Annotated in this window: 22 protein-coding genes; 11 read left to right on the forward strand and 11 right to left on the reverse strand. The window is 70.7% G+C overall.

From position 1 onward, the window contains the following. Nucleotides 1-44: 44 nt before the first annotated feature. The 10 genes from ACLQ2S_RS11465 to tkt form a co-directional block, all read right to left on the reverse strand. Entirely contained in the window at nucleotides 45-1514 is a 1470-nt protein-coding gene (locus ACLQ2S_RS11465) for an MFS transporter (RefSeq protein WP_425701655.1), read from the reverse strand. Further along, the gene (locus tag ACLQ2S_RS11470; protein WP_196222529.1) at nucleotides 1511-2770 is read right to left on the reverse strand and encodes an ATP-grasp domain-containing protein; all 1260 of its coding nucleotides are present in this window, start codon (nucleotides 2768-2770) and stop codon (nucleotides 1511-1513) included. The genes ACLQ2S_RS11465 and ACLQ2S_RS11470 overlap by 4 nt, the downstream gene beginning before the upstream one ends. 34 nt (nucleotides 2771-2804) lie before the next feature. Next, nucleotides 2805-4031: an ATP-grasp domain-containing protein gene (locus tag ACLQ2S_RS11475; protein WP_425701656.1), complete on the reverse strand. Its 1227-nt coding sequence runs from the start codon at nucleotides 4029-4031 to the stop codon at nucleotides 2805-2807. Beyond that, nucleotides 4019-5050 (reverse strand): Gfo/Idh/MocA family oxidoreductase, encoded by a 1032-nt coding sequence (locus ACLQ2S_RS11480; RefSeq protein WP_155218448.1) that lies wholly within the window; start codon nucleotides 5048-5050, stop codon nucleotides 4019-4021. The genes ACLQ2S_RS11475 and ACLQ2S_RS11480 overlap by 13 nt, the downstream gene beginning before the upstream one ends. A gap of 84 nt (nucleotides 5051-5134) precedes the next feature. Continuing rightward, a complete protein-coding gene (locus ACLQ2S_RS11485) occupies nucleotides 5135-6373 on the reverse strand; it encodes an ATP-grasp domain-containing protein (protein WP_155218446.1) in 1239 nt (412 codons plus the stop codon). Nucleotides 6374-6656: 283 nt separating this feature from the next. Continuing rightward, the gene (pgl, locus tag ACLQ2S_RS11490) at nucleotides 6657-7421 is read right to left on the reverse strand and encodes a 6-phosphogluconolactonase (RefSeq protein ID WP_155218444.1); all 765 of its coding nucleotides are present in this window, start codon (nucleotides 7419-7421) and stop codon (nucleotides 6657-6659) included. Nucleotides 7422-7471: 50 nt separating this feature from the next. Next, nucleotides 7472-8491 (reverse strand): glucose-6-phosphate dehydrogenase assembly protein OpcA, encoded by a 1020-nt coding sequence (locus tag ACLQ2S_RS11495; protein ID WP_309223334.1) that lies wholly within the window; start codon nucleotides 8489-8491, stop codon nucleotides 7472-7474. Between the two features lie 94 nt (nucleotides 8492-8585). Then, nucleotides 8586-10157: a glucose-6-phosphate dehydrogenase gene (gene zwf, locus ACLQ2S_RS11500; protein WP_155218442.1), complete on the reverse strand. Its 1572-nt coding sequence runs from the start codon at nucleotides 10155-10157 to the stop codon at nucleotides 8586-8588. Nucleotides 10158-10415: 258 nt separating this feature from the next. Further along, entirely contained in the window at nucleotides 10416-11597 is a 1182-nt protein-coding gene (gene tal / locus ACLQ2S_RS11505; RefSeq protein ID WP_155218440.1) for a transaldolase, read from the reverse strand. Nucleotides 11598-11613: 16 nt separating this feature from the next. After that, nucleotides 11614-13752, reverse strand: a complete 2139-nt coding sequence (tkt, locus tag ACLQ2S_RS11510) for a transketolase (protein ID WP_425701657.1) — start codon at nucleotides 13750-13752, stop codon at nucleotides 11614-11616. Nucleotides 13753-14039: 287 nt separating this feature from the next. On the opposite strand from tkt, the gene ACLQ2S_RS11515 reads away from it, so the two are divergent. From ACLQ2S_RS11515 to ACLQ2S_RS11525, 3 genes are all read left to right on the forward strand, one after another. After that, nucleotides 14040-14996, forward strand: a complete 957-nt coding sequence (locus tag ACLQ2S_RS11515; protein ID WP_309223332.1) for a heme o synthase — start codon at nucleotides 14040-14042, stop codon at nucleotides 14994-14996. Between the two features lie 231 nt (nucleotides 14997-15227). Next, nucleotides 15228-15563: a hypothetical protein gene (locus tag ACLQ2S_RS11520; RefSeq protein WP_155218438.1), complete on the forward strand. Its 336-nt coding sequence runs from the start codon at nucleotides 15228-15230 to the stop codon at nucleotides 15561-15563. Nucleotides 15564-15569: 6 nt separating this feature from the next. Continuing rightward, nucleotides 15570-16493: an ATP-grasp domain-containing protein gene (locus ACLQ2S_RS11525; protein ID WP_155218437.1), complete on the forward strand. Its 924-nt coding sequence runs from the start codon at nucleotides 15570-15572 to the stop codon at nucleotides 16491-16493. A gap of 33 nt (nucleotides 16494-16526) precedes the next feature. On the opposite strand, the gene ACLQ2S_RS11530 is transcribed toward ACLQ2S_RS11525, so the two are convergent. Then, entirely contained in the window at nucleotides 16527-17510 is a 984-nt protein-coding gene (locus ACLQ2S_RS11530; protein ID WP_375335342.1) for a COX15/CtaA family protein, read from the reverse strand. 97 nt (nucleotides 17511-17607) lie between these two features. On the opposite strand from ACLQ2S_RS11530, the gene ACLQ2S_RS11535 reads away from it, so the two are divergent. The 8 genes from ACLQ2S_RS11535 (at nucleotide 17608) to ACLQ2S_RS11570 (ending at nucleotide 24421) form a co-directional block, all read left to right on the forward strand. Beyond that, a complete protein-coding gene (locus tag ACLQ2S_RS11535) occupies nucleotides 17608-18414 on the forward strand; it encodes a helix-turn-helix transcriptional regulator (RefSeq protein WP_375335341.1) in 807 nt (268 codons plus the stop codon). Further along, entirely contained in the window at nucleotides 18411-19841 is a 1431-nt protein-coding gene (gene sufB, locus ACLQ2S_RS11540) for a Fe-S cluster assembly protein SufB (RefSeq protein ID WP_155218435.1), read from the forward strand. Before ACLQ2S_RS11535 ends, sufB begins: the two co-directional genes overlap by 4 nt. A gap of 118 nt (nucleotides 19842-19959) precedes the next feature. Continuing rightward, the gene (sufD, locus tag ACLQ2S_RS11545; protein ID WP_425701658.1) at nucleotides 19960-21102 is read left to right on the forward strand and encodes a Fe-S cluster assembly protein SufD; all 1143 of its coding nucleotides are present in this window, start codon (nucleotides 19960-19962) and stop codon (nucleotides 21100-21102) included. After that, the gene (locus ACLQ2S_RS11550; RefSeq protein WP_155218431.1) at nucleotides 21102-21428 is read left to right on the forward strand and encodes a non-heme iron oxygenase ferredoxin subunit; all 327 of its coding nucleotides are present in this window, start codon (nucleotides 21102-21104) and stop codon (nucleotides 21426-21428) included. The genes sufD and ACLQ2S_RS11550 overlap by 1 nt, the downstream gene beginning before the upstream one ends. Next, entirely contained in the window at nucleotides 21428-22201 is a 774-nt protein-coding gene (gene sufC, locus ACLQ2S_RS11555) for a Fe-S cluster assembly ATPase SufC (RefSeq protein ID WP_155218429.1), read from the forward strand. The genes ACLQ2S_RS11550 and sufC overlap by 1 nt, the downstream gene beginning before the upstream one ends. 26 nt (nucleotides 22202-22227) lie before the next feature. Beyond that, nucleotides 22228-23532 (forward strand): cysteine desulfurase, encoded by a 1305-nt coding sequence (locus ACLQ2S_RS11560; RefSeq protein ID WP_155218427.1) that lies wholly within the window; start codon nucleotides 22228-22230, stop codon nucleotides 23530-23532. After that, entirely contained in the window at nucleotides 23532-24008 is a 477-nt protein-coding gene (sufU, locus tag ACLQ2S_RS11565) for a Fe-S cluster assembly sulfur transfer protein SufU (RefSeq protein WP_155218425.1), read from the forward strand. Before ACLQ2S_RS11560 ends, sufU begins: the two co-directional genes overlap by 1 nt. Continuing rightward, nucleotides 24005-24421, forward strand: coding sequence for a metal-sulfur cluster assembly factor (locus ACLQ2S_RS11570; RefSeq protein ID WP_155218423.1), 417 nt, complete (start codon nucleotides 24005-24007; stop codon nucleotides 24419-24421). The genes sufU and ACLQ2S_RS11570 overlap by 4 nt, the downstream gene beginning before the upstream one ends. Nucleotides 24422-24722: the final 301 nt, after the last annotated feature.

Consider the following 24722-nt stretch of genomic DNA (forward strand, 5'->3'; position numbering starts at 1 on the left):
GCAGCCCGGCGGCCCGGCAGCCCGGCGGGCCACGGCTCCGTCGACTACCTCGGCTCGTCCGAGTGCTTGAGACCGGCCAGCGGCGCGCTCCCCGGGCCGCCACGGCTGTCGGGGCCACCATGACCACCAGGGCCACCATGACCACCAGGGCCACCATGACCACCAGGGCCACCATGACCACCAGGGCCGTCGGGGCCGTCGAGGTCTTCTGGCCCCTCGGGCGCCTCGGCGATCCGTCCGGCCGGGGTGAGCGCGAACACCATGGCCCCGATGACCAGACCGATGCCGGCGATGAGCAGGGCGCCTCGGGCGCTCAGGACGTTCGCCAGGGCCCCGGCGAGCAGGCCGCCCAGCGGGATGACCGCCCAGGCGACGAAGCGGTACGTCCCGCTGACCCGCCCGAGGAGCCGGTTCGGGATGATCGCCTGCCGCAGCGCCACCGAGTGGATGTTGAAGATGGTGATGCCCACCCCGCTGATCACGTACCCCGCGCCGAGCAGCAACGCCTGCACCGCCGGTGGACCGGCGGCCAACGGCAACACCAGGAGCCCCAGCGCCGAGGTCAGCACCCCCGCGACCATCGCCGGGCCGATCCCGAGACGTCGCGCCAGCGCTCCGGCGATCAGCGAGCCGCCGAAGGCGCCGACGCTGGCCGAGGCGATGATGAACCCGAGCAGCGCCGGGGTCAGCTCCAGGTCCTTGAGGCCGTACAGCGGAAACAGCACGAGCACGACGTCGTGGAACAGGTTGAACCAGGCGGCCTGGAGCAGGACGGCGCGGAGGATGCGGTGACCGAGGGTCGCCCGCAGCCCCTCGCCGATCTCGCTCCACACGCCGCTGAAGCCTCGGGCCGCGGCCGGGCGACGCGGCTCCCGGGTCTTGATCGACAGCAGGGACACGGCCGAGATCAGATACGTCAGGCAGTCGACGATGATCGCGCCGGGAGCGGTGAACACCTGGATCAGCACACCGCTGAAGCCCTTGCCGCCGGTCTCGGCGATGGAGCGGGTGGACTGGAGCTTCGAGTTGGCCTCCACGAGCTGGGCCCGTGACACCAACACTGGCACGTACGCCTGGTAGGCCACGTCGAACTGTGAGGTCAGGACACCGACCAGGAAGGCCACCACGTAGAGGGCGGTCATGGACAGCTGGTCGGTCAGCGCGAGCACCGGCACCACCGCCAGGATCAGCGCCCGCCCGACGTTGGCGCCGATGAGCAGGCCGCGCCGTCGGTAACGGTCGGCCAGCACCCCGGCGAACAAGGTGACCAGGGTGAAGGGAAGGTACTCGGCGACGTTGAGCAGACCCAGGCTGGTCGGTCCGGCGTCCAGCAGCAGAATCGCGGTCAGCGGCAGCGCCAACTCGGTTACTCGGGAACCGAGCATCGCGATGGTCTGCGCGCCCCAGAGCCGGAGGAAGTCGGGGTGACGCCACAGCGATGCCGCCACCTTCGGCGACCGATCCGGCGACGGGGAGTCGGACAGCAGCGAGTCGGCTCCGCGGTGCCGGCTCACCCGTGCGTTCCGATGGTGTCGTCCTCGGCCTGCGCCGGTGACCAGGACAGCTCGTACAGCTCGGCGGCCTGGGAGATGGCCTGCTTGACCCGGTCGGCGGTGGGTGCCCGGAACCGGAACGTGCCGGCCGTGTGGCGGGCCCCACCGGTGCCGTTGAGGATCGCGCCGGGCGGCGGCAGCGTCTCGTCGAACAGGTCGGGCACCCGACCCAGCAGCGAGCCGACCGAGTGGACGACCGCCGGGCGCACCGGCGGCTCCGGCATCATCAGGTAGCCGGCCACGGTGCCGAGGTCCATCTGCGGCAGCTTCAGCTCCGCCCCGATGTGCAGCTTGACCGAGGCGTCGATCAGGTCGACGCCGTACACGTCGCGCCAGACGAACCGCACCTGGCCCCCGCCGGCCCGAGCGCCGATCTCCAGGAAGACCATGTCGGCGTGCTCGTCGTCGTCGATCGGCGCGTCGGTGCGGAAGAACTCCAGATGGAACACGTCGTCGGTGATGCCCAACGCGGCCAGCACCCGTTCGGTGTAGGAGACCACCCGCCGCTCGAACTCGGCGTCGTCGTTGGCGACCGAGCCGAAGGGCGTGCCCTGGGCGAAGTCGAGGCATCCGGCCAGACACTGCCAGCTGCGGACGATCAGCAGCCGGCCACCCTGGACCACCCCGTCCACCTGGTACAGCCCGCCCTCGACGAACTGTTCGCCCTCGTAGTCGGTGAACGACTCGTCGGCCAGCAGGCTGTCCAACTCGGCCTCGGTACGGCAGACGAAGACGCCCTGGCTGTCCGCGCCCGCCCGGGGCTTGAGCACGATCGGCAGACCGACCCGACGGACCAGGTCCCGGACCTGCTCGACGGAGTTCGCCGGACCGTACGCCGGCACCCGCAGCCCGGCCTGCTCGATGTGCTGCTTCATGACCAGCTTGTCGCGGACCTTGAGCACCTCGGCCATGGTCTTGCCGGGCACGTCGAGGACGGCCCGCAGCTCCGCCGCCGTCTCCAGGTCGAACTCGGACAGCGCGATGACGTGGTCGAAGGGTCCGTACCGGGTGGCCAACTCCTTGGCGTGGGTGGTGACGGCGGCCGTGTCACCGAGATCGGGCAGCGTGACGATCGCCTCGGCGAGCTGCTCGTCCAGCGGCTCCCGACCGGCCGGCGTGGTCAGGTACGCCACCCGGTTGCTCCGGTGGTCGACGTAGCGGTGGTACTCGCCGAACTCGTTGCTCCATCGGTTGAGGATGAGAATGTGACGGGACACGGTCATCTCCTGAACGGGGCGGTGGCTGGGAAGGTCATGAGAAGACGACCGCCGCGTCCACTGCGTCGAGCAGGGCGGTCGTCTCCTGGTAGGTCGCGCCGGTGGCCACGACGAAGCCGAGGCGGCCCGACGAGCTACCGGGGTCCGGCACCTCGGCGCCGGGAGAGTGCAGCAGGGAGATCTCCGTGATCCGAGGATCGTCGGCCAGCCGGGGGTCGACGGTCATCGTCGTGAAGCGGCGGATCTCCGGCCGCAGGAAGTAGCGGATGCCGGCGGTCTGTCGGCGGACGCCGGGTGTCGCAGCGCCGACCGGCTCGCCCAGGTACGCCCGCAGGGTGATCGCGTGCATGTCGACGCCCTGCGCCAGCGACAGCAGGGTGGGGATGTGGTCGCCCGGCAGCCGCGCCCCGAGTTCCATCAGCAGGGGCCCCCGGTCGGCCACCCGTACCTCGGCGTGGAACGGCCCCAGCCCGAGACCGAGCGCGGCGACCACCCGCCGGACGTAGGAGGTCACCTCGGCGGCCAGCCCGGCCGGCAGGTCGGCCGGCAGGACGTGTCCCGCCTCCACGAACTCCGGTTCCGGGCCGAGCATCTTCTCGGTGATGCACAGCACGTGCGCCTCGCCGTCGTGGACGTAACCCTCGACGCTGAACTCGGGCCCCCGCACGTACTCCTCGACCAGGGCGACGGGCAACGTCTGCCGGCCGAGGTAGGTGGCCGCCGGGTCGCGGATGCGGTCGACGGCGAGGACCGCCTCGTCGAGCGTGTCGACCCGGCGGACCAACATGCTGCCGGACTGGTTGACCGGCTTCACCACGCAGGGCAGACCGACCTTCGTGACCGCGGCCTCGACCTCGTTCGGTTCGGTGACCAGCACGGCGGCGGGCTGGTCCACGGCCGCGTCGGTGACCGCCTGGCGCATCAGGTGCTTGTAGTGCAGCCGCATCGCCGCGTCCGGGTCGATCCCCGGCAGACCCAGGTCGGCCGCCGCCCGGGCGGCGACGGGGACGTAGTGCTCGAAGCCGGGCAGCACGGCACCCAGCGGCGTGGCCTCGTGCAACGTCTTGAGCAGGTCGAGCACGGTCGCGTCGTCGTTGGTGTCGACGATCCGCACCTCGCTCGCCGCGGCCAACCGCTCGCGGGGGACTCTCCGCTCGTCCCGGTCGGCGGTCAGCACCACCGGGTCGTGGCCGAGTTCCCGGGCCCGGTCGATGAGCAGACAGCCGGACGACCTCGGCTCGATGATGATCAACCTTGCCATGATGCGAACTCCGTCAGCTGGGGAAGCGTCACCTGAGGCGGCACGGTCACCGCGGTACGCCGGGCCAGGTCCAACAGCTCGATGCTGCGTACGTGCAGGTCGAGATCACCCCGGGGTGGTGGGGCGGCACCGCGCCGCGAGTCGTACGCGGCCTTCAGGAACTGGGACAGCGGCAGGTCCTGGATGATCTGACGATCGCCGCGACCACGGATGCGTACCTGCCCGTAGTCGTCGTCGGAGCTGAGTGGGTAGTCGGCCACGATCTGGCCGTGCGTCCCGGTCACCACCAGCCGACGGCGTCGGATCGGTGCGGTGAGATCGGACAGCAGGGTGCTGGTGATCGCCGAGCCGTGGGTCAGCGTGACCGCCGCGCCACCCATCACGTGTCCGTACTGGTCGCAGGAGGACATCGGCCACCGGACGGCGGACTCGACGGTGGCGTCGGTTCCGGCCAGGTGCAGCGCGAGCAGCAGCTGATGCGGCAGTTCGACGTCGAAGGGCGTGGTGTGCGCGTCGGTCGCCGCCAGGTTCCGCCGGAACCGGGGCTTGCTCTGCTCCATGTGCAGCGTGGTCACCTGGCCGACCTCACCGGCGGCGACCGCCCGCTCCACCACGACGGTGGTGGCGCTCTCCAGCCAGACACTGACCGGCATGATGACGATCTCGGTCGACAGCTCGGCGATCCGGCGGGCCTGCGCCACACTGCTGGCGATCGGCTTCTCGAGGATCACCTGCCGGGCGCCGAGCGCGACCAGTTGCTCCACTCCGGCCAGGTGCTCGGCAGGGGGAGTGGTCAGGTGGAAGACCGCCCGCCGCAGCGGTACGGACATCGCGTCCAGGGTCTGCGCCGCCTCGTCCAGCGTCGCCACCCACCGGATCCCCGGTTGGCTCGGCACCGGGCGCGGGTCCACGACGATCACCGTGTCGTCCGGGTCGAGGAGCGGCCGGATCGCGCGATGGTGCAGGTCACGGCCGGCTCGTCCGTAGCCGACGATGACCGGTTGAAGGTCGCCTTGCATGAGGTGTCTCTGTCTCCCTTGGCCGCACCCGGGCGGCACGAAACGGAATCGAACGGGCCGTAGCCCCGGGACGACCGCGTTCCGCTAGCCGGAGTTGGCGGACAGGGAGGCCGACGAGCTGGTCGCGGCGGACGGCTCGTCGGCGAGTTCCACGGTGAGCGTGCTGCGGGCCAGCTCCATCGCGGCGGCCAACTCGTCGAGGTCGGGAGCCTGGAACAGGACGTGCCCCACCCGCTGCGCCGACGAGGAGTACGGCGCGATCGTGTCGCCGGCCTGCACCTTGAGCTTGACGTCGGCCACCCACGGCTGGGCCCGCAGCGCGTCCAGGCCGTGGACGCGTGCCACGCGACCGGCGGGGAACTGCGGGAACCAACTGGCACCGTGCGCGCCGGGGGTCGTCGTCGCGGGCAGGGTGACCGGCAGGTCCAGCGCCATGGCGATCAGTGCGGCGTACGGGTCGAACCGGTGGGTGAGGGCGAGGACGTCCATGATGTAGTCGCCTGGCGTACGGACCGCGACCTCGACGATCGCCGGGCCGTCCGCGGTCATCCGGAACTCCAGGTGCACGATGCCGGTCTGCATCCGCATCGCCGCCACCACACCGCGGCCCAGGCTGTCGATGGTGAACATGTCCGCACCGGACATCCGGGGACTACCGACGTGCGCCAGCTCGACGAAGTCCGGCGGGCCGGTCGTCTCCTTCGCGGTGACGTTGCCGAAGATCACCTCGCCGCCGCGGACCAGCGCCTCCCAGCTGTACTCCGCGCCGACGAGGAACTCCTCCAGCAGCACCTTCTCCTGAGGCAACCGGGACTGGAGCAGGGCGACGAGCGTCGGCTCGTCCACCACCTGGACGACACCGGCGCTACCACTGCTGTGCAGCGGCTTGACGATCACCGGGTAACGCCCCCGCGCCCAGCTGACCCCCGACTCCACGTCCGGGACGATCAGGAACTTCGGTTGGCACAGCCCAGCGGTGGCGAAACAGCCCCGTTGCAGCGCCTTGTTCCGCGAGATGACGGCGGCGTGCAACGACGGGCCGGGTACATCCAGCGCGTCCTGGACCAGGGCGGCGGCGATCACCTGCGGTTCGGCGAAGCCGAGCACGCCGTCCGGTTCGCACGAGTAGGCGGCGGCGGTGGCCGCTGCCGCCCAGTCCTCCTCGGCGGTGCCCTCGGTGAGGATGAAGCGGTCCGCCTGCGGAGTGAGCCGGTCGCGGTGCAGTGCCGACTCGACCACGGTGACGCGTACCCCGAGGCGTCGGGCGGCCGTCAGGTAGGGAGTACCCATGTAGCCGGCACCGATCAGCAACAGTTCCTTCACCGTGGCCCCTCCCGAACCTGCACCGCCGCGTGGCAACCAGAAGTCCCGGCGAGCATGGACGAGCGAGGCTCACCTTCTGCCGGTGAGCACAGTCTTCGGCCCCGGAACTGGTGAGAGCCAGACCAGCTAGGCGACAGTCGCTGGTACCAGTTCGGCGAACCCGCGCCGACCAGCCACAACCGGCGGCACGGGACCGCCCGGGTCCGCGATGGACCCGGGCGTCGGTCACGGTGGTGCGGCGGTGGCGGGCGTCCGGCGCGCCCCCGCGTCAGGCGCGCCCGGCTCAGCGCAGGCTGCGGAAACGGGCCGGCACGTCGGCCGCCGCGGCACGGTCCAGCAGCCAGAGGGTACGCCCGGTGCCCTGCACACCGGCCGCCGGCACCTGCACCGGCCCGGCGCCGGCCAGCGCCATGCCGACCGCGTGAGCCTTGTCGCTGCCACCGGCCACCAGCCACACCTCCTCGGCGGTGTTGATCGCCGGGAGGGTCAGCGTGATGCGTACCGGCGGTGGCTTCGGGCTGCCCCGCACCGCGCTGACCGGTCGGTTGTCGTAGTGCACCGGATGCTCGGGGAAGACCGAGGCGACGTGCCCGTCCTCGCCGACGCCGAGCATCAGCACGTCGAAGTGGGGCAGCACAGCGGTGCCGGGGCGGGCCGCACGGGCGAGTTCGGCCGCGTACCGGGCGGCGGCCTCCTCCGGGTCGGCGCCGCCGTCCGAGGCCGGCATGGCGTGGACCCGGTCCGGGTCCACCGGCAGCGCGTCGAGCAGCGCCGCGCGGGCCTGGGTCTCGTTGCGCTCCGGATCGCCAGCCGGTAGGAACCGTTCGTCGCCCCACCAGAAGTCGACCCGGGACCAGTCGACCGCGTCCCGGGCGGGCAACGCGCCCACCGCACGGTAGACCGCGGCGGCGATCCGACCGCCGGTGAGTACCACCGACGCCTGGCCGCGTTCGGCCTGGGCGTCGAGCAGCCGCACCACCAGTCGGGCCGCGACCGCCTGCGCCAGCAGGTCGGCGTCGGCGTGGACGGCGACACTCGCCTCACTCATGGTGTCCTTCCGGGACCGCGTCGCGGTCGGTGTCGTGCCAACCTGAGGGGTCAGGAACCGGCGTTGTTCGTCGAGGAGTGTGCGGTGACGCCGGCCTCGGCGCGCTGGGCGGTGGCCGGGTCCTTCCACACGTGCACCCGCTGGCTGGGCCGCCGGTCCAGGTTGGTCAACCCGGCGAAGGCGCCCAGGGCCTCGGCGTACACCTGGTCGGTACCGAGTCGGCGCAGCTCCTCGGCCAGTTCGTCGCCGAGCGGCCGACGCACCAGCGGCAGGATGCGGTCCTCCTGGCCGGTACGCCGGAACGTGGCCACGCTGTCCTCACGGGTCAGCGTCAACTCGTCACCGTTGGCGCAGCGCAGCTGGACCTCCCGCATCCGGGGGAAGTCACGGGTGCGCTCCCAGCGTGGCTTGATGCCGAGCCGGCTGCGCAGCCAGCCCCGCATCAGCGCGGCGGTCGGGTCACTCGGCGGTGCGACCACCGTCGCCTCGGTCAGCTGCGCGTCGGTGGTGTCGAAGGCACCGGCCACCAGGGTGCGCCACGGCGTGATCCTGGTCCACGCGAGGTCGGTGTCGCCGGAGAAGTAGTCGCGGGCGCGCTGCCGCAGCGCCGCGATCGGGTCGGCGGCCTGCGCCGAGTCGGTGATGCGCCGGTCGGCGACCACACCGAGGTAGTCGGTGGCGATCTCCTCCGGCGGCTCACCGTGCCACCAGGTGACCACCGGCACGTCCGGCACCAGCAGCGGCATCACCACGGACTCGGCGTGCAGGGCCAGCCGCCCGTACATCCGCATCACCACCGCCTCGCAGGGTCCGAGGCGCCCGCCGACCACGATCTCGGCGTCGAGTCGGTTGCGGTCCCGGTCCACGTCCGAGCGGACCACCACCAACAGCCGGCACGGGTGCGCGGCGGCGGCGATGGTGGCCGCCGCCTCAGCGTCGCGGACCCGCTTCTCGTCCACCACCACGATCAGGGTCAGCGCCATGCCGCTGGCCACCCCGCCCGCGCTGCGCCGTTCCGCGGCGAGCGCCTTGACCACCTCGTTGCCGGTGGTGTCCCACAGTCCGATCACCGCAGCCTCCTGCTTCGCTCGCCGTGCGTCGCCGCCTCGCCGCGCGCACCCCGCGCCGCGTCACCGAACGCCATGGTTCGCCCGCCCCGCTCGCTCACGCCCGCCGCCAGGCCCGGCCCTCACGGGCCAGCATCTCGTCGGCGGCCCGTGGGCCCCACTCACCGGACCGGTAGGGTTCCGGCTTCGTGCCCTCCCAGGCGTGCTCCAGCGGGTCCACCACGGCCCAGCTCTGCTCGACCTCGGCGGCGTCCGGGAACAGCGTCCGGTCGCCGATCAGCACGTCCAGCACCAACCGCTCGTACGCCTCCGGGCTGGACTCGGTGAACGCCTCGCCGTACTGGAAGTCCATCGCGATGTCGCGGACCTCCATCGTGGTGCCGGGCACCTTCGAACCGAACTTGAGCACCACGCCCTCGTCCGGCTGGACCCGGATCACCAGCTGGTTGTTGCCGAGCATCTCCATGTCGGCCGCGGTGAACGGCAGGTGCGGCGCCTGCTTGAACATCACCGCGACCTCGGTGACCCGGCGGGGCAGCCGCTTACCGGCGCGGATGTAGAACGGCACCTCCGCCCACCGGCGGTTCTGGATGCCGAGCCGCACCGCCACGTACGTCTCGGTGGTCGACGTCGGCGGGACGCCGTCCTCCTCCAGATATCCCCGGGCCCGCTGCCCGCCGACCCAGCCCGGTAGGTACTGACCGCGTACCGTGCCGGTGCTGACGTCCTTCGGCAGCGTGATCGCCTTGAGTACCTTGAGCTTCTCGGCCCGGATCTCGTCGGCGTCGAAGCTGGTCGGCTCCTCCATCGCCACCAGGGCGAGCAGTTGCAGCAGGTGGTTCTGCAACACGTCGCGGGCGGTGCCGACCGAGTCGTAGAAGCCGGCGCGGCTGCCGATGCCGACGTCCTCGGCCATGGTGATCTGCACCGAGTCGACGTACTGCGAGTTCCACAGTGGCTCGAAGAGGCTGTTGGCGAAGCGCAGGGCGAGGATGTTCTGGACCGTCTCCTTGCCCAGGTAGTGGTCGATGCGGAAGACGTCCTGCCGGGTGAAGACGTCGTCGACCAGGTCGTTGAGTGCCTTGGCCGAGGGCAGGTCGTGGCCGAACGGCTTCTCCACCACCACCCGGCGCCAGCCGCCACACTTCTCGTTGTCGGCCATGCCGGTGCGGGCCAGCTGCTTGAGCACCACCGGGAACGCCGCCGGTGGGATGGAGAAGTAGAAGGCCGCGTTGCCGTGGATGCCGTGGCTGTCGCGCAGACCCTCCAGGCAGCGCGCCAGGTTGTCGAAGGCGGTGTCGTCGTCGAACGACCCACCGACGAACTTGATGTTGTGTTCGAGACGCGACCACACCTCCTCCCGCCACGGTGTCCGGGAGTGGCTCTTGGCCGCATCCCGGGCCAGCGAGGCGAAGTCGCCGTCGCACCAGTCCCGCCGCGCGAACCCGACGACCACGAAGCCGGGCGGCAGCAGCCCCCGGTTGGCCAGGTCGTAGACCGCGGGTAGCAGTTTCTTCTGGGCCAGGTCACCGGTCACCCCGAAGATCACCAGAGCGCACGGCTCCGGGATCCGGGGCAGTCGCCGGTCCTGCGGGTCGCGCAGCGGGTTCACGCTGCCTCCTCGCTCCGCTCGTCCACGTCGTCCATCGTCACACCCCTGGCGACCCATCGCGCCGGATGGCCGTGCAGGGTCCGCTGACCGCTCGGCCGGCTGCCGGTGCGGCAGCGGGCGGCTCGACCGGCCACGCCGCCGGTCACCGCCAGCGACTCCTCAGCCAGGAGTACGGGTTTCCGGGCACCGGTAGATCAACGTCGACCGTACCGGTTGTCTGGGAAAGCTACCCACCGTCGAACCGTCGCGGTACCACCGCCGACCCACGCCGCCACCCGAAGCAGGTGGCGGCGTGGGTGTTGCCGGACGGCACCGTCACGCATTGCCTCCGGCACGCGCGGCGGCGTCGGCGTTGTCCCGGGCGGCGTCCGTGGGGTGGCTGCGGCCCTGGCCGGCGGCGGACAGCGACTTACCGACGCCGTCGAGCAGCTCCTGCCAGCTGGCCTCGAACTTCTCCACACCCTCGCGTTCCAACGTGGCGATCACGTCGGTCAGATCCACGCCCACCGACTCCAGCGCGCCGAACACCGCACGGGCGTCGTCGTACGCGCCGGTGACGGTGTCCGGGTGGGTCTCGCCGTGGTCGGCGTACGCGTGCACGACCGACTCCGGCATGGTGTTGACCGTGCCGGGCGCGATCAGCTCCTCGACGTAGATGACGTCCCGGTAGTCGGGATTCTTGGTCGAGGTGGAGGCCCACAGGGGACGCTGCGGGTGCGCCCCGGCGTCGGCCAGCGCCCGCCACCGGTCGGAGGAGAAGACCTCGCTGTAGCGCTCGTACGCCAACCGGGCGTTGGCCACCGCGGCCTTGCCCCGCAGCGCCTTGGCCTCGCTGGAGCCGATCTTCTCCAGCCGGGCGTCGACCTCGGTGTCGACCCGGGAGACGAAGAACGAGGCCACCGAGCCGATCGTGCTCAGGTCGTGGCCGTTCGCCTTCGCCTGCTCCATGCCGGCCAGGAACGCCTCCATCACCTGGGAGTAGCGGTCCAGGCCGAAGATGAGCGTGACGTTGACGCTGATCCCTTCGGCCAGTGCCGCGGTGATCGCCGGCAGGCCGGCCTCGGTCGCCGGGATCTTGATGAACAGGTTCGGCCGGTCGACCAGCCACCACAACGCCCGGGCCTCGGCCACGGTGCGGTGCGAGTCGTGGGCCAGTCGCGGGTCCACCTCGATGGAGACCCGGCCGTCGACACCCGCGCTGGCGTCGTACGACGGGCGCATCACGTCGCAGGCCCACCGCACGTCGTACGTGGTGAGCATGCGGACGGCCTCTTCGACGTCGATGCCCCGGGCGGCCAGGTCCCGCAGCTGCCAGTCGTACTCGTCGGCGTCGCTCAACGCCTTGGCGAAGATCGTCGGGTTGGTGGTCACCCCGGCCACGTGCTTCTCCCGGCGCAGCTGGTCCAGCCCGCCGGAGCTGAGTCGTACCCGGGAAAGATCGTCGAGCCAGACCGCCACTCCCGCGGCGGTCAGCTCACCCAGCCTGTCGGTCGTCATGTGCGCCAACGCCTCCTTAGTTGCCGGTCGTGAAACCGGTGATGTCGCCGGCCCGGGTCTGCGCCGCGTGCGCGGCGGCGACGATCCGGTCCGGGGTGAAGCCGAACTGCTCGAAGAGCACGGAGTGCGGGGCGCTTGCGCCGTAGTGCTCCAGGCTGACGCTCTCGCCGCAGTCACCGACGATGCCGCGCCAGGACATGGCGATGCCCGCCTCCACGCTCACCCGGGCCTTTACCCCGCGCGGGAGCACCGACTCCCGGTACGCCTCGTCCTGCTCGAAGAACCACTCCTGGCAGGGCATCGACACCACCCGGGTGGGGGTACCCTCGGCCTCCAGCCGCTCCCGGGCGGTGAGGCAGAGCTGCACCTCGGAGCCGGTCCCGATGATGATCACCTCGGGCTTGCCGTTGGACGCCTCGGCCAGCACGTAACCACCCTTGGCGACCCCTTCCGCGCTGGCCAGCTGCGAGCGGTCCAGCGTCGGCAGCGCCTGCCGGCTCAACGCCAACGCGGTCGGCCGGTCGGTGTGCTCCAGGGCCTGCCGCCAGGCCCAGGCGGTCTCGTTGGCGTCGGCCGGGCGGACCACGTCCAGGCCGGGAATGGCCCGCAGCGCGGTCAGGTGCTCCACCGGCTGGTGGGTCGGGCCGTCCTCGCCGAGGCCGATGGAGTCGTGCGTCCAGACGTAGACCACCGGCAGCTTCATCAACGCGGCCAACCGGACAGAGGGCCGCATGTAGTCGCTGAAGACCAGGAAGGTGCCGCCGTAGGGCCGGGTGCCGCCGTGCAGCGCGATGCCGTTGAGGATCGCGCCCATGGCGTGCTCGCGGATGCCGAAGTGCAGGGTCCGGCCGTACTCGTGGCCCGGGAACTCCTTGGTGGCGTACTGGCTGGGGACGAAGGAGGGCTCGCCCTTCATCGTGGTGTTGTTGCTCTCGGCCAGGTCGGCGGAGCCGCCCCACAGTTCGGGCAGCACCGGGGCCAGCGCGGCCAGCACCTTGCCGGAGGCGGCCCGGGTGGCGACACCCTTGGCGTCGGCGGGGAACTCCGGCAGGGCGTCGGCCCAGCCCTCGGGCAGCGTCCGGTTGACCAGCCGGTCGTAGAGACCGCGACGCTCCGGGTTCTCCGCCGACCACGAGTCGAAGGCGGCCGTCCACTCCTGCTGGGCGGCCTCGCCACGACGCAGCGCCAGCCGGGTGTGGCCGAGCACCTCCTCGCTGACCTCGAACGACCCGGCCGGGTCGAAGCCGAGGACCTCCTTGGTGGCGGCCACCTCGTCGGCGCCGAGCGCCGAGCCGTGGATCTTGCCGGTGTTCTGCTTGTTCGGCGCGGGCCAGCCGATGATGGTGCGCAGCGCGATGAACGACGGACGGGTCGTCTCCGCCTTGGCGGCCAGCAGCGCCCGGTACAGCTCCTCGACGTTCTCGTGGTAGTCACCCTGCTCGGCGTCGCCGCGCCGCCAGTCGACCGTCTGCACGTGCCAGCCGTACGCGGTGTAGCGGGCCGCGACGTCCTCGCTCATCGCGATGCGGGTGTCGTCCTCGATCGAGATCTCGTTGTCGTCGTAGATCACGCAGAGGTTGCCCAGCTGCTGGTGCCCGGCCAGGGCGCTGGCCTCGTGGCTGATGCCCTCCTCGATGTCACCGTCGGAGGCGATGCACCAGATGTGGTGGTCGAAGACGGACTCGCCGGCCTCGGCCTCCGGGTCGAACAGGCCGCGTTCGCGCCGGGCGGCCATGGCCATGCCGACGGCGTTGCCCAGACCCTGCCCGAGCGGGCCGGTGGTGGTCTCCACGCCGGGGGTGTGTCCGTGCTCGGGGTGACCGGGGGTGAGCGACCCCCACTGCCGCAGCGACTTCAGGTCCTCCAGGCTCAGCGGGTAGCCGGCGAGGAAGAGCTGGATGTACAGCGTCAGGCTGGAGTGGCCTGCGGAGAGCACGAAACGGTCCCGGCCGGGCCAGTTCGGGTCTGCCGGGTTGTGCCGCATCACCCGGTTGAACAGCAGGTACGCCGCCGGTGCGAGGCTCATCGCGGTGCCCGGGTGGCCATTGCCGGATTTCTCCACGGCGTCCATGGCCAGCACGCGGACGGTGTCCACGGCACGGCGGTCGAGGTCGGACCAGTCGAGTGCGGGGTGGTCGGGTCGGTTGGCAGCCACGATGGTTTGTGCTCCTCGGCGAGATGGGCGGAACCCTCACTGGTGACCCTATCGAGCGCGGCTAAACATGCGCCCGAGGATCTCAGCATGCTGGTCTGTACGTTTTGGCGCCGCTGCGCGGTTCAGCCTGGCAGCGGCCCGGAGCCAGCCTTCGGTGTGACGACTGGCACCGTTGCCGGGTCGCCCGGGCAGCGAAAACGACAACGCGTAGTGTGTGGGTCGGTGTGTGGACCCGAGTCGGTCCGGCCGCCGTGACCTCCCCTCCCGACGCCGGAAGGTGGCAATCCGTGAGCATGATCACCGAGCGCCCCGTCAGTACCCCTGCCGGGCAGACGCCGGTGCGTGAGGCCGGGGAGACGCCGGTGCGTCCCCGCGACCTGCGGGCGGTGGTGGCGGCGTACGTGACGCTGACCAAGCCGCGGATCGTGGAGCTGCTGCTGGTCACGACGGTGCCGGCGATGATGCTCGCGCACGGCGGGTTGCCGTCGCTGTGGCTGGTGGCGGTGGTGCTGGTCGGCGGCTCGCTCGCGGCGGGCGCGGCCAGCGTGCTGAACTGCTACATCGACCGGGACATCGACCAGTTGATGCGGCGCACGAAGCGACGGCCGCTGCCGGCGCACACCGTGACGCCCCGCAACGCGCTGATCTTCGGTCTGGTGCTGGCGGTGCTCTCGGTCGCGTTGATGGCGGTCTTCACCAACCTGCTCGCCGCCGGGCTCACCCTGGCCGCGATCGTCTACTACGACGTCGTCTACACGCTGTGGCTCAAGCGCACCACGACGGCGAACACCTTCTGGGGCGGTGCCTGTGGGGCCGCGCCGGTGCTGATCGGCTGGGCGGCGGTGACCGGCTCGCTGTCACCGGTGGCGTGGGCGCTGTTCGGGGTGGTCTTCTTCTGGCAGATGCCGCACTTCTACCCGCTGGCGATGAAGTACAAGGACGACTACGCCCGCGCCGGCATTCCGATGCTTCCGGTGGTCGCCTCCGTCCGGCGGGTCAACGCCGAGATCGTGGGGTTCGCCTGGCTGACCGTGCTGACCTCGCTGGCCGTGTGGGCGTTGGGGCTGAGCCCGATCTACGGGGTTCCGACGCTGGTGGTGGGCGCGATCTTCCTGGTCGAGGCACATCGGTTGGCCGGTCGGGCGCGGCGGGGCGAGCCGGTGAAGCCGATGCGGCTGTTCCACTGGTCCACGACCTACCTGACCATCGTCTTCGCCGCCGCGGCGCTGGACGCTCTGCTCTGACCGCGCGGCGGTCGTCACGGCGCGCGTCGGGAAACCGACAGTACGCCACTGATGGTGGATTTTCGGGATCCGCCCAGTTTGTCGGCATTCCGCTACTCGGATTGACCCGATTTGATGCTGATAAATACGGGCGAAACGGTTCCGCTGTCGGCTAAACCTACAGGTAATCGGTATCACAAAAGCTTGCCTGTTCTCGCCCGTCCGATTGCATGTCTGCTTAGGCTTCACGTTATGGCAGATGGTTCCGATACGACGCTGACGGCTGATCAGACCGCCTCCGGGCAGGCCCCCAACGGGCTGGTCGCGGGCATCAAGTCGTTCGCCGCCGAGCACGGCGGGGCGAAGGCGGTCATCGAGTACGTCGGCAAGCGCGGTGCCCGCATCGTCCTGGTGGGGGTCGACGGTGCCTGGGGCGACCAGTTCGCCGAGGACACCGTGACCGCCCGTGCGGCCTGCGCGCAGGCCGGGGTCGCCGTGGAGAACGCCTGGGAACGGGAACTGATGGACCAGATGCGCCCGAGCAACGACCTCTGGCGTTCGATGGCCCGACGTACGATGGCCCGTTGAGATAAATTGACCGATCACCACCAGCCGACCCGGGGGAGACCCCGGGTCGCTCTCATTACCTGTACCGAGCTGGCCGACCTCGACGACGACGACCGTCTCGTCCTCGCCCCCCTGGCCGCCCGTGGGATCACCGTCGACGCCGTCGTCTGGGACGACCCGAGCGTCGACTGGGCCCGCTACGACCTGTCCGTGCTCCGCTCGCCCTGGGACTACTCGTCCCGGCGGGACGAGTTCGTCGCCTGGGCCGCCCGGGTGCCGCGACTGGCCAACCCGGCGGACGTGGTGCGGTGGAACACCGACAAGCGCTACCTCGACCGACTGGCGGCGGCCGGTGTGCCCACCGTCCCGACCGGTTGGGTGCTGCCCGGCGAGCCGTGGCAGCCTCCCGCCGACCACGGTGAGTACGTCATCAAGCCCGCGGTGAGCGCCGGTAGCCAGGACACCGGCCGCTACGACCTAGCCGACCCGGAGCATCGGGACCTCGCCGTGGCGCACGTCCGCCGGCTCGGGGCGGCCGACCGGGTGGCCATGGTCCAGCCGTACCTACGCGAGGTCGACACGGCCGGTGAGACCGCGCTGCTCTTCCTGGCCGGTCCGGCCGGGCTGACCTACAGCCACGCCATCCGCAAGGGCCCGATGCTGACCGGGCCGGACGAGGGCGTCGAGGCGCTGTACAAGGTCGAGGAGATCACGCCACGGACGGCCCAACCGGCGCAGCTCGCCGTCGCGGCGCAGACCCTCGCGGCGGTGCCGGGCGGGTCGGACCGCCTGCTCTACGCCCGGGTCGACCTGATTCCCGGTCCCGACGGCGCGCCGGTGCTGGTGGAGCTGGAGCTGACCGAACCCTCGCTGTTCCTCGGCCATGCCGACGGTGCCGCCGAGCGGCTCGCCGACGCCATCCGCGTCCACCTGTCCCGAGCTGGTCGCTGAGCGGCTGTCACCCGGCGGGTCGGGAGGCGGCTGTCACCCGGCCGGGTGGGCCGCGGCAACCACCTCGTGGTCGGTCGGTTGGTGCGGGGGCGGGGCGTCGGAGCGGGCGGGTCCGGCGGTGCGGGTCGACCAGAGGGCGGCCAGGGTGGCCAGCCAGACCAGGCAGGCACCGAGCATGTGCAGCCCGACCAGCAGCACCGGCAGATTCGTGAAGTACTGCACGAAGCCGATCACTCCCTGAGCCAGCTCGACCAGGAGCAGGACCAGCGCGGCGCGCACCGCCCGCGCCGGTGCGCCCACCGCGCGCAATGCCAGCCACAGGCCCACGGTCAGCCCGACGAGCAGGAACACCAGGTCGGCGTGGATCTGGGAGATCGTCTGCGGGTCCAGGCCGTTGCGGACGGCGTCGGCGTCACCGGCGTGCGGCCCGCTGCCGGTCACCGCCACCCCGACGAGGACGACCGCCGCGCTGACCACCACGGTGATCCAGACGAGGGCCCGCAGCGCCGACGGCACCACCGAGACCAGGCGCCCGTCCGGCTCGACGACCCGACGCCACAGGGCGTACGCGGCCAACAGCAGCAGCATCGACACCACGAAGTGGATGCCCACGATCGAGGGGTGCAACTGGGTGCGGACGGTGATCCCGCCGATCACCGCCTGCGCCACGATGCCGAGGACGACGGCCACGGCCAGCGGCACCACCCCACGGCGACGGGGCCGGTGCGCGAGCGCGGCCAGCAGGGTGGCGCCGGCGATCAGCACCAGGACGAAGGTGAGCAGCCGGTTGCCGAACTCGATCACCCCGTGCACGCCCATCTCGGCGGTGGTGGTGTACGACTCGTCGGTGCACCGGGGCCAGGTGGGGCAGCCCAGACCGGACGCGGTCAGCCGCACCGCCCCGCCGGTGACGACGATGACGACGTTCGCGACGATGTTGGCGAACGTCAGCCGACGCAGCAGGGTGGCGGAGACCAGGTCTCGGACGGGTCGCTTCACGTGGCGAATCCTACGCACCGTAGTTGTCGCCGATCGGGTGACTCCGCCCGAGTGGTGGCTCGGATCACCGGGGTCACGTTTGCGGGCCCTGATTGATTTACGTAACGTGGGCGTTGTGAAAAAGGCGGCAGGGCTCTCCGGGCACCAGCCGACGGCCGACCCGGTCGCCGGCCGGTCGCTGCCCCGCGCCGACGTTCCGCCTGCTCCGCAGGCCCAGGCCGGCATCCCGGTCTCGGCCGGGGAGCCGTCGACCCGTGATCGGGTCACCCTGCTGCTGTTGGAGCGGCGTGCCGCCACCGCCGCCCAGTTGGGCGACGCGCTCGGGCTCAGCCCGGCGGCGATCCGCCGCCACCTGGACGCGATGCTCGCCGACGGTGATGTGGTGGCCCGCGAACAGACCGTACGCGGTCACCGTGGGCGGGGCCGACCGGCGAAGGTGTTCCTGCTCACCGACGCCGCCCGAAGCCGGTGTGGCACCCACCACTACGACAACATGGCCACCGCCGCGCTGCGCTGGATCGCGCGTACCGGCGGCTCGCGTGCGGTGGAGAAGTTCGCCGCCGAGCAGGTGGCCGCCCTGGAGGCGCGTTGTCGCGCCGCCCTGGCCGACGCCGGCGACGATCCGATGGCCCGTGCGGAGGCACTCGCCGCGGCGCTGACGGCGGAGGGATACGCTGCCAGTGCCTCCACGATCGCCTCCGGCGGCCAGCTCTGCCAGCATCACTGCCCGGTGGCGCACGTGGCCGCCGAGTTCCCCCAGTTGTGCGAGGCCGAGACCACGGTGATCTCCCGCCTGGTCGGTACCCACGTGCAACGCCTGGCCACCATCGCGCACGGCGACGGGGTGTGCACCACGCACATTCCCGGGCCGCCGTACGCCCAGTCCGGTAAGACCGTCACCACTGTGAGGACAGATAGATGACCGAGCAGATCGTCCAGCCACTGACCCAGGAGGAGCAGCTCGCCGCCCTGGGTAACTACGAGTACGGCTGGGCCGACCCGGACGTCGCCGGGGCCTCGGCCCAGCGCGGCCTCAACGAGGCGGTGGTGCGGGACATCTCGGCCAAGAAGAACGAACCGGCCTGGATGCTCGACCTGCGCCTGAAGGGTCTGCGGCTGTTCGAGCGCAAGCCGATGCCGGCCTGGGGCGCCGACCTCACGGGGATCGACTTCGACAACATCAAGTACTTCGTGCGCTCCACCGAGAAGCAGGCCGCCAGCTGGGAGGACCTGCCCGAGGACATCAAGAACACCTACGACAAGCTGGGCATCCCGGAGGCGGAGAAGCAGCGCCTGGTCGCCGGTGTCGCCGCCCAGTACGAGTCCGAGGTGGTCTACCACAAGATCCGCGAGGACCTGGAGGAGCAGGGTGTCGTCTTCCTCGACACCGACACCGCCCTCAAGGAGCACGAGGACCTGTTCAAGGAGTACTTCGGCACGGTGATCCCGGTCGGCGACAACAAGTTCGCCGCGCTGAACACCTCCGTGTGGTCCGGCGGCTCGTTCATCTACGTGCCGAAGGGCGTGCACGTGGAGATCCCGCTGCAGGCGTACTTCCGGATCAACACCGAGAACATGGGCCAGTTCGAGCGGACGCTGATCATCGTCGACGAGGGTGCGTACGTGCACTACGTCGAGGGCTGCACCGCGCCGATCTACTCCTCGGACTCGCTGCACAGCGCCGTGGTGGAGATCATCGTCAAGAAGAACGCCCGGTGCCGCTACACGACCATCCAGAACTGGTCGAACAACGTCTACAACCTGGTCACCAAGCGCGCCGTGTGCCACGAGGGCGCCACCATGGAGTGGATCGACGGCAACATCGGTTCCAAGGTCACCATGAAGTACCCGGCGGTCTACATGACCGGCGAGCACGCCAAGGGCGAGGTGCTCTCGGTCGCCATGGCCGGTGAGGGGCAGCACCAGGACGCCGGTGCCAAGATGGTGCACGCGGCGCCGCACACCAGCAGCACCATCGTGTCGAAGTCGATCGCCCGGGGCGGCGGTCGGACCTCGTACCGGGGCCTGGTGCAGGTGTTGGAGGGCTCGTACAGCAGCGCCAGCACGGTCAAGTGCGACGCGCTGCTGGTCGACACCATCTCCCGCTCCGACACCTACCCCTACGTCGACATTCGTGAGGACGACGTGTCGATGGGGCACGAGGCGACCGTCTCCAAGGTCAGCGAGGACCAGCTCTTCTACCTGATGAGCCGGGGCCTGAGCGAGGACGAGGCGATGGCGATGATCGTGCGCGGCTTCATCGAGCCGATCGCCAAGGAACTTCCCATGGAGTACGCCCTGGAGCTCAACCGCCTGATCGAGCTGCAGATGGAGGGCGCGGTCGGCTGACCTGCCGCCGCAGCCCGACCGGTCGGGCCGGGCGAGGCTCGGCCCGAGGGGCCGGGAACACCGGCCGGCCCGCCCTCCGGTTAACCAGACCGCCGTCGTAGAACAGACCAAGGACGAGATGACTACCCAGGCTTCCGCGCCGCCGAGCACCAAGTCTCAGGCGCTGCGTTCGTACGATGTCGCCGACTTCCCGGCCCTGACCGGCCTGGAGGAGGAGTGGCGTTTCACCCCGCTCAAGCGGCTGCGTGGGCTGGTCGGTGACGACCAGACCGCCACCGGCACGGTTCGGCACGAGTACGCCGACCTGCCCGAGGGCGTGTCCGTGGAGCGGATCGGCCGCGACGACCCGCGGGTCGGCACCGTGCTCACCCCGTTCGACCGGGTCAGCGCGCTGGCCTACGGCGGTGCCGAGCAGGCACTGCTGGTGCGGGTGGCGCAGGACGCCGTGATCAGTGGCCCGACCGTCATCCGGGTGGTCGGTGACGGTGCCGAGGGTCTGGCCTTCGGACACACGGTCGTCGACGTGGGTCGGTTCGCCGAGGCGGTGCTGGTGCTGGAGCACGTCGGGTCGGCCACCCTGGCGGACAACGTCGAGGTGACGGTGGGTGCCGGGGCGAAGCTCACCCTGGTCACCGTCGCCGACTGGGCCGACGACGCGGTGCAGGCGCAGCACCTGAAGGTGCGGCTGGGACGCGACGCGCGGGTGCTGCACGTCCAGGTCACCCTCGGTGGCGACCTGGTCCGCCAGTACACCACCGTCGAGTACACCGATCGGGGCGGCGAGGCGGAGCTGTACGGCGTCTACTTCGCCGACTCCGGCCAGCACCAGGAGCACCGCCAGCTGGTCGACCACACCGTGCCGGACTGTCGCAGCTACGTCGGCTACCGGGGCGCGTTGCAGGGGGAGAGCGCCCGTACCGTCTGGGTCGGCGACGTGCTGATCCGGGCCGAGGCGACCGGCACCGACACGTACGAGATCAACCGGAACCTGCTGCTCACCGACGGCGCGCGGGCCGACTCGGTGCCGAACCTGGAGATCGAGACCGGCGAGATCGCCGGGGCCGGCCACGCCAGCGCGACCGGCCGCTTCGACGACGAGCAGTTGTTCTACCTGATGGCCCGGGGCATCCCGGAGGCCGAGGCACGCCGCCTGGTGGTGCGCGGCTTCTTCACCGAGCTGCTGAACAAGATCCCGGTGGAGCCCCTGCGTGAGCGCCTGGGGGACGCGATCGAGGCTCGGCTCACGAAGGCGGGCGTCTGATGATCCGCATCTGCGCCGTCGAGGACGTGCCGAAGGGCACCGTGATCAGCGCGGACGTCGACGGCACCCAGATCGCGCTCGTGCACGGTGAGGACGACCAGTTCTACGCCGTGTTCGACGAGTGCTCGCACGCGGCCGTGGCGCTCTCCGAGGGAGAGGTCGAAGGCTGCACCCTGGAGTGCTGGCTGCACGGCTCCCGCTTCGACCTGCGTACCGGCGAACCCACCGGGCCGCCGGCCATCGAACCCGTACCCGTCTATCCCGTCGAAGTCCGCGACGGTGACATCTACGTCAGTCTGACGCCGAGCAATGGAGTGACCCGATAATGAGCACCCTGGAGATCCGCGACCTGCAGGTGTCGGTGAAGCTGCCCGAGGGTGAGCTCAAGCCGATCCTGCACGGTGTCGACCTGACCGTGAAGGCGGGGGAGACCCACGCGATCATGGGCCCGAACGGCTCCGGCAAGTCGACCCTGGCGTACTCGGTCGCCGGGCACCCGAAGTACGAGATCACCGGCGGTTCGGTGACCCTGGACGGCGAGGACGTCCTGGAGATGTCCGTCGACGAGCGGGCCCGCGCCGGTCTCTTCCTCGCCATGCAGTACCCGGTCGAGGTGCCCGGCGTCTCGGTGGCGAACTTCCTGCGTACCGCCAAGACCGCCATCGACGGGGAGGCGCCGAAGCTGCGCACCTGGGGCGGCGAGCTGCGCGGTGCCATGGAGCGGCTGCACATGGACCCGGCCTTCGCCCAGCGCAACGTCAACGAGGGCTTCTCCGGCGGTGAGAAGAAGCGCCACGAGATCGTGCAGCTGGAGCTGCTCAAGCCGAAGGTGGCCATTCTCGACGAGACCGACTCCGGCCTCGACGTGGACGCGCTGCGCGTGGTGAGCGAGGGCGTGAACCGGGTGCGCGACACCGGCGACACCGGCCTGCTGCTGATCACCCACTACACCCGGATCCTGCGCTACATCAAGCCCGACTTCGTGCACGTCTTCGTCGCCGGTCGAATCGTCGAGCAGGGCGGCCCGGAACTGGCCGACAAGCTCGAGGAAGAGGGCTACGAGCGGTACGTCGCCGGGGCTGGTTCGGCGCGGGCCTGACCTCGAAGGAAGGGTCGGTCACCAGGATGACCACCATCGCGATCCCGCCCGGGATGCCGCAGTACGACGACGTGCCCCGCTACGACGTGGCGGCGGTACGCGCCGACTTCCCGATCCTCGGGCGGGAGATCAACGGGCATCCGTTGGTCTACCTGGACAGCGCCAACACCTCGCACAAGCCGCGCCAGGTGCTCGACGTGCTGGCCGCGCACTACGCCCGCCACAACGCCAACGTGTCCCGCTCGGTGCACACGCTCGGCACCGAGGCGACCGAGGCGTACGAGGGGGCCCGGGCGAAGATCGCCCGGTTCGTCAACGCGCCGAGCGTCGACGAGGTGGTCTTCACGAAGAACTCCACCGAGGCGATCAACGTCGTGGCGTACGCGTTCTCCAACGCCTCGCTGCGCCCCGACGGTGATCCCCGGTTCCGGTTGGGGCCGGGTGACGAGATCGTCATCTCGGAGATGGAGCACCACTCGAACATCGTTCCGTGGCAGCTGTTGGCCGAGCGGACCGGCGCGACGCTGCGCTGGTTCCCGGTCACCGACCAGGGCCGGCTGGACGAGTCGGGCCTGACCGACCTGGTCAACGAGCGGACGAAGATCGTCTCGCTGGTGCACATGTCCAACATCCTCGGCACCGTCAACGCCACCTCGCGGATCACGGCCCGGGTCCGCGAGGTGGGTGCGCTGCTGCTGCTGGACTGCTCGCAGTCGGTGCCGCACATGCCGATCGACGTGGTCGACCTGGACGCCGACTTCATCGTCTTCACCGGGCACAAGATGTGCGGCCCGACCGGCATCGGCGTGCTGTGGGGGCGTGGCGAGCTGCTGGCGGCGATGCCGCCGGTGTTCGGCGGCGGCTCGATGATCGAGACGGTGGCGATGGGCGGCTCCACGTACGCCCCGCCGCCGGCCCGCTTCGAGGCGGGTACCCCGCCGATCGCCGAGGCGGTCGCCCTCGGGGCGGCCGTGGACTACCTCACCGGCGTCGGCATGCGGGCGATCCAGTGGCACGAGAAGGAGCTGACCGCGTACGCGCTGGACGCCCTGGCCACCGTGCCCGGTCTGCGGATCTTCGGCCCGGAGGTGCCGGTCGGTCGGGGCGGCACCATCTCCTTCGCGCTCGGCGACGTGCACCCGCACGACGTGGGGCAGGTGCTCGACTCCCTCGGGGTACAGGTGCGGGTGGGTCACCACTGCGCCCGGCCGGTCTGCACCAGGTTCGGGGTGCCGGCCACCACGCGGGCCTCGTTCTACCTCTACACCACCACCGAGGAGATCGACGCACTGGTGGCGGGTCTGGAGCAGGCGCGGAAGGTGTTCGGTTGATGCAGCTTGAGTCTCTTTACCAGGAGATCATCCTGGACCACTACAAGCATCCGCACGGTCGCGGGCTGCGTGACGCCGCCGACCCGGCCGACCAGGTCGGCGAGGCGCACCACGTCAACCCCACCTGCGGTGACGAGATCACCGTCCGGGTGGCCACCGACGGCGAGACGCTGCACGACGTGTCGTACGACGGCATGGGGTGTTCGATCAGCCAGGCGTCCGCGAGCGTGCTGCACGAGCTGCTGACCGGCCGTGGTGCGAGCGAGGCGTTCGAGGTGCACGAGGCGTTTCTGACGCTGATGTCCGGTCGTGGTCAGGTCACGCCGGACGAGGACGTACTCGGCGACGGGGTGGCGTTCGAGGGCGTCGCCCGCTATCCCGCCCGGGTCAAATGCGCGCTGTTGCCGTGGATGGCGTTCAAGGACGCCGCGGCACGCGCCGGTGTGGGCGCGAGCCCGACGGAGGTGAAGGCATGACCGAGGAGACCAGCAGCACGCCGGAGTCGGGCGCGGTGGCGACCGACGGCGCGGCGACCCCGGCGACCGGCGGCGCGGCGACCGGCGGTAAGGCCGCCGTCGCCGACGTCGAGGAGGCGATGAAGGACGTCGTCGACCCGGAGCTGGGCATCAACGTGGTCGACCTCGGCCTGGTGTACGGCGTGCACGTCGACGACGACAACGTCGCCACCCTGGACATGACGTTGACCTCGGCGGCCTGCCCGCTGACCGACGTGATCGAGGACCAGGCCCGCCAGGCGTTGACCACCGGCCCCGGTGGTGGCCTGGTCAACGACATCCGGATCAACTGGGTCTGGCTTCCCCCGTGGGGACCGGACAAGATCACTGACGAGGGGCGCGACCAGCTCCGCTCCCTCGGTTTCAACGTCTGACAGCTCCTCCGGGCAGACTCCGGAGTGCATCCTCGGGCGCGGCATCCACCGGGTGCCGCGCCCGAGGCCGTTATGGAGGCACCTTCCCGTCGTGGCGGCGAGCCTGCCGGGCACGGTCAATGGGCGATCCCGCACTGTCGAGCTGGGAGCGCGGACGCATCGCGGCATCGAGTCACTCCGACGGTCGCAGCGGCGTGGTCGGATAATCCGTGGCGCCGCCGCGACGGGCGGCCGCAGCATGACCCAGTGAGTGAGGCGTACCCGACGAACTCGTGTCCTGGCGTCGTTGCCGCCACCGCTC

The organism is Micromonospora sp. DT48, assembly GCF_049844495.1.
Taxonomy (GTDB): domain Bacteria; phylum Actinomycetota; class Actinomycetes; order Mycobacteriales; family Micromonosporaceae; genus Micromonospora.

What these genes read in the sequence shown, in the direction of transcription:
- ACLQ2S_RS11475 (WP_425701656.1), bottom strand. Translation starts at nt 4,031, where the DNA reads ATGGCAAGGTTGATCATCATCGAGCCGAGGTCGTCCGGCTGTCTGCTC.
- ACLQ2S_RS11480 (WP_155218448.1), bottom strand. Translation starts at nt 5,050, where the DNA reads ATGCAAGGCGACCTTCAACCGGTCATCGTCGGCTACGGACGAGCCGGC.
- pgl (WP_155218444.1), bottom strand. Translation starts at nt 7,421, where the DNA reads ATGAGTGAGGCGAGTGTCGCCGTCCACGCCGACGCCGACCTGCTGGCG.
- zwf (WP_155218442.1), bottom strand. Translation starts at nt 10,157, where the DNA reads ATGGGTCGCCAGGGGTGTGACGATGGACGACGTGGACGAGCGGAGCGA.
- tal (WP_155218440.1), bottom strand. Translation starts at nt 11,597, where the DNA reads ATGACGACCGACAGGCTGGGTGAGCTGACCGCCGCGGGAGTGGCGGTC.
- ACLQ2S_RS11520 (WP_155218438.1), top strand. Translation starts at nt 15,228, where the DNA reads ATGGCAGATGGTTCCGATACGACGCTGACGGCTGATCAGACCGCCTCC.
- sufB (WP_155218435.1), top strand. Translation starts at nt 18,411, where the DNA reads ATGACCGAGCAGATCGTCCAGCCACTGACCCAGGAGGAGCAGCTCGCC.
- sufD (WP_425701658.1), top strand. Translation starts at nt 19,960, where the DNA reads ATGACTACCCAGGCTTCCGCGCCGCCGAGCACCAAGTCTCAGGCGCTG.
- ACLQ2S_RS11550 (WP_155218431.1), top strand. Translation starts at nt 21,102, where the DNA reads ATGATCCGCATCTGCGCCGTCGAGGACGTGCCGAAGGGCACCGTGATC.
- sufC (WP_155218429.1), top strand. Translation starts at nt 21,428, where the DNA reads ATGAGCACCCTGGAGATCCGCGACCTGCAGGTGTCGGTGAAGCTGCCC.
- ACLQ2S_RS11560 (WP_155218427.1), top strand. Translation starts at nt 22,228, where the DNA reads ATGACCACCATCGCGATCCCGCCCGGGATGCCGCAGTACGACGACGTG.
- sufU (WP_155218425.1), top strand. Translation starts at nt 23,532, where the DNA reads ATGCAGCTTGAGTCTCTTTACCAGGAGATCATCCTGGACCACTACAAG.
- ACLQ2S_RS11570 (WP_155218423.1), top strand. Translation starts at nt 24,005, where the DNA reads ATGACCGAGGAGACCAGCAGCACGCCGGAGTCGGGCGCGGTGGCGACC.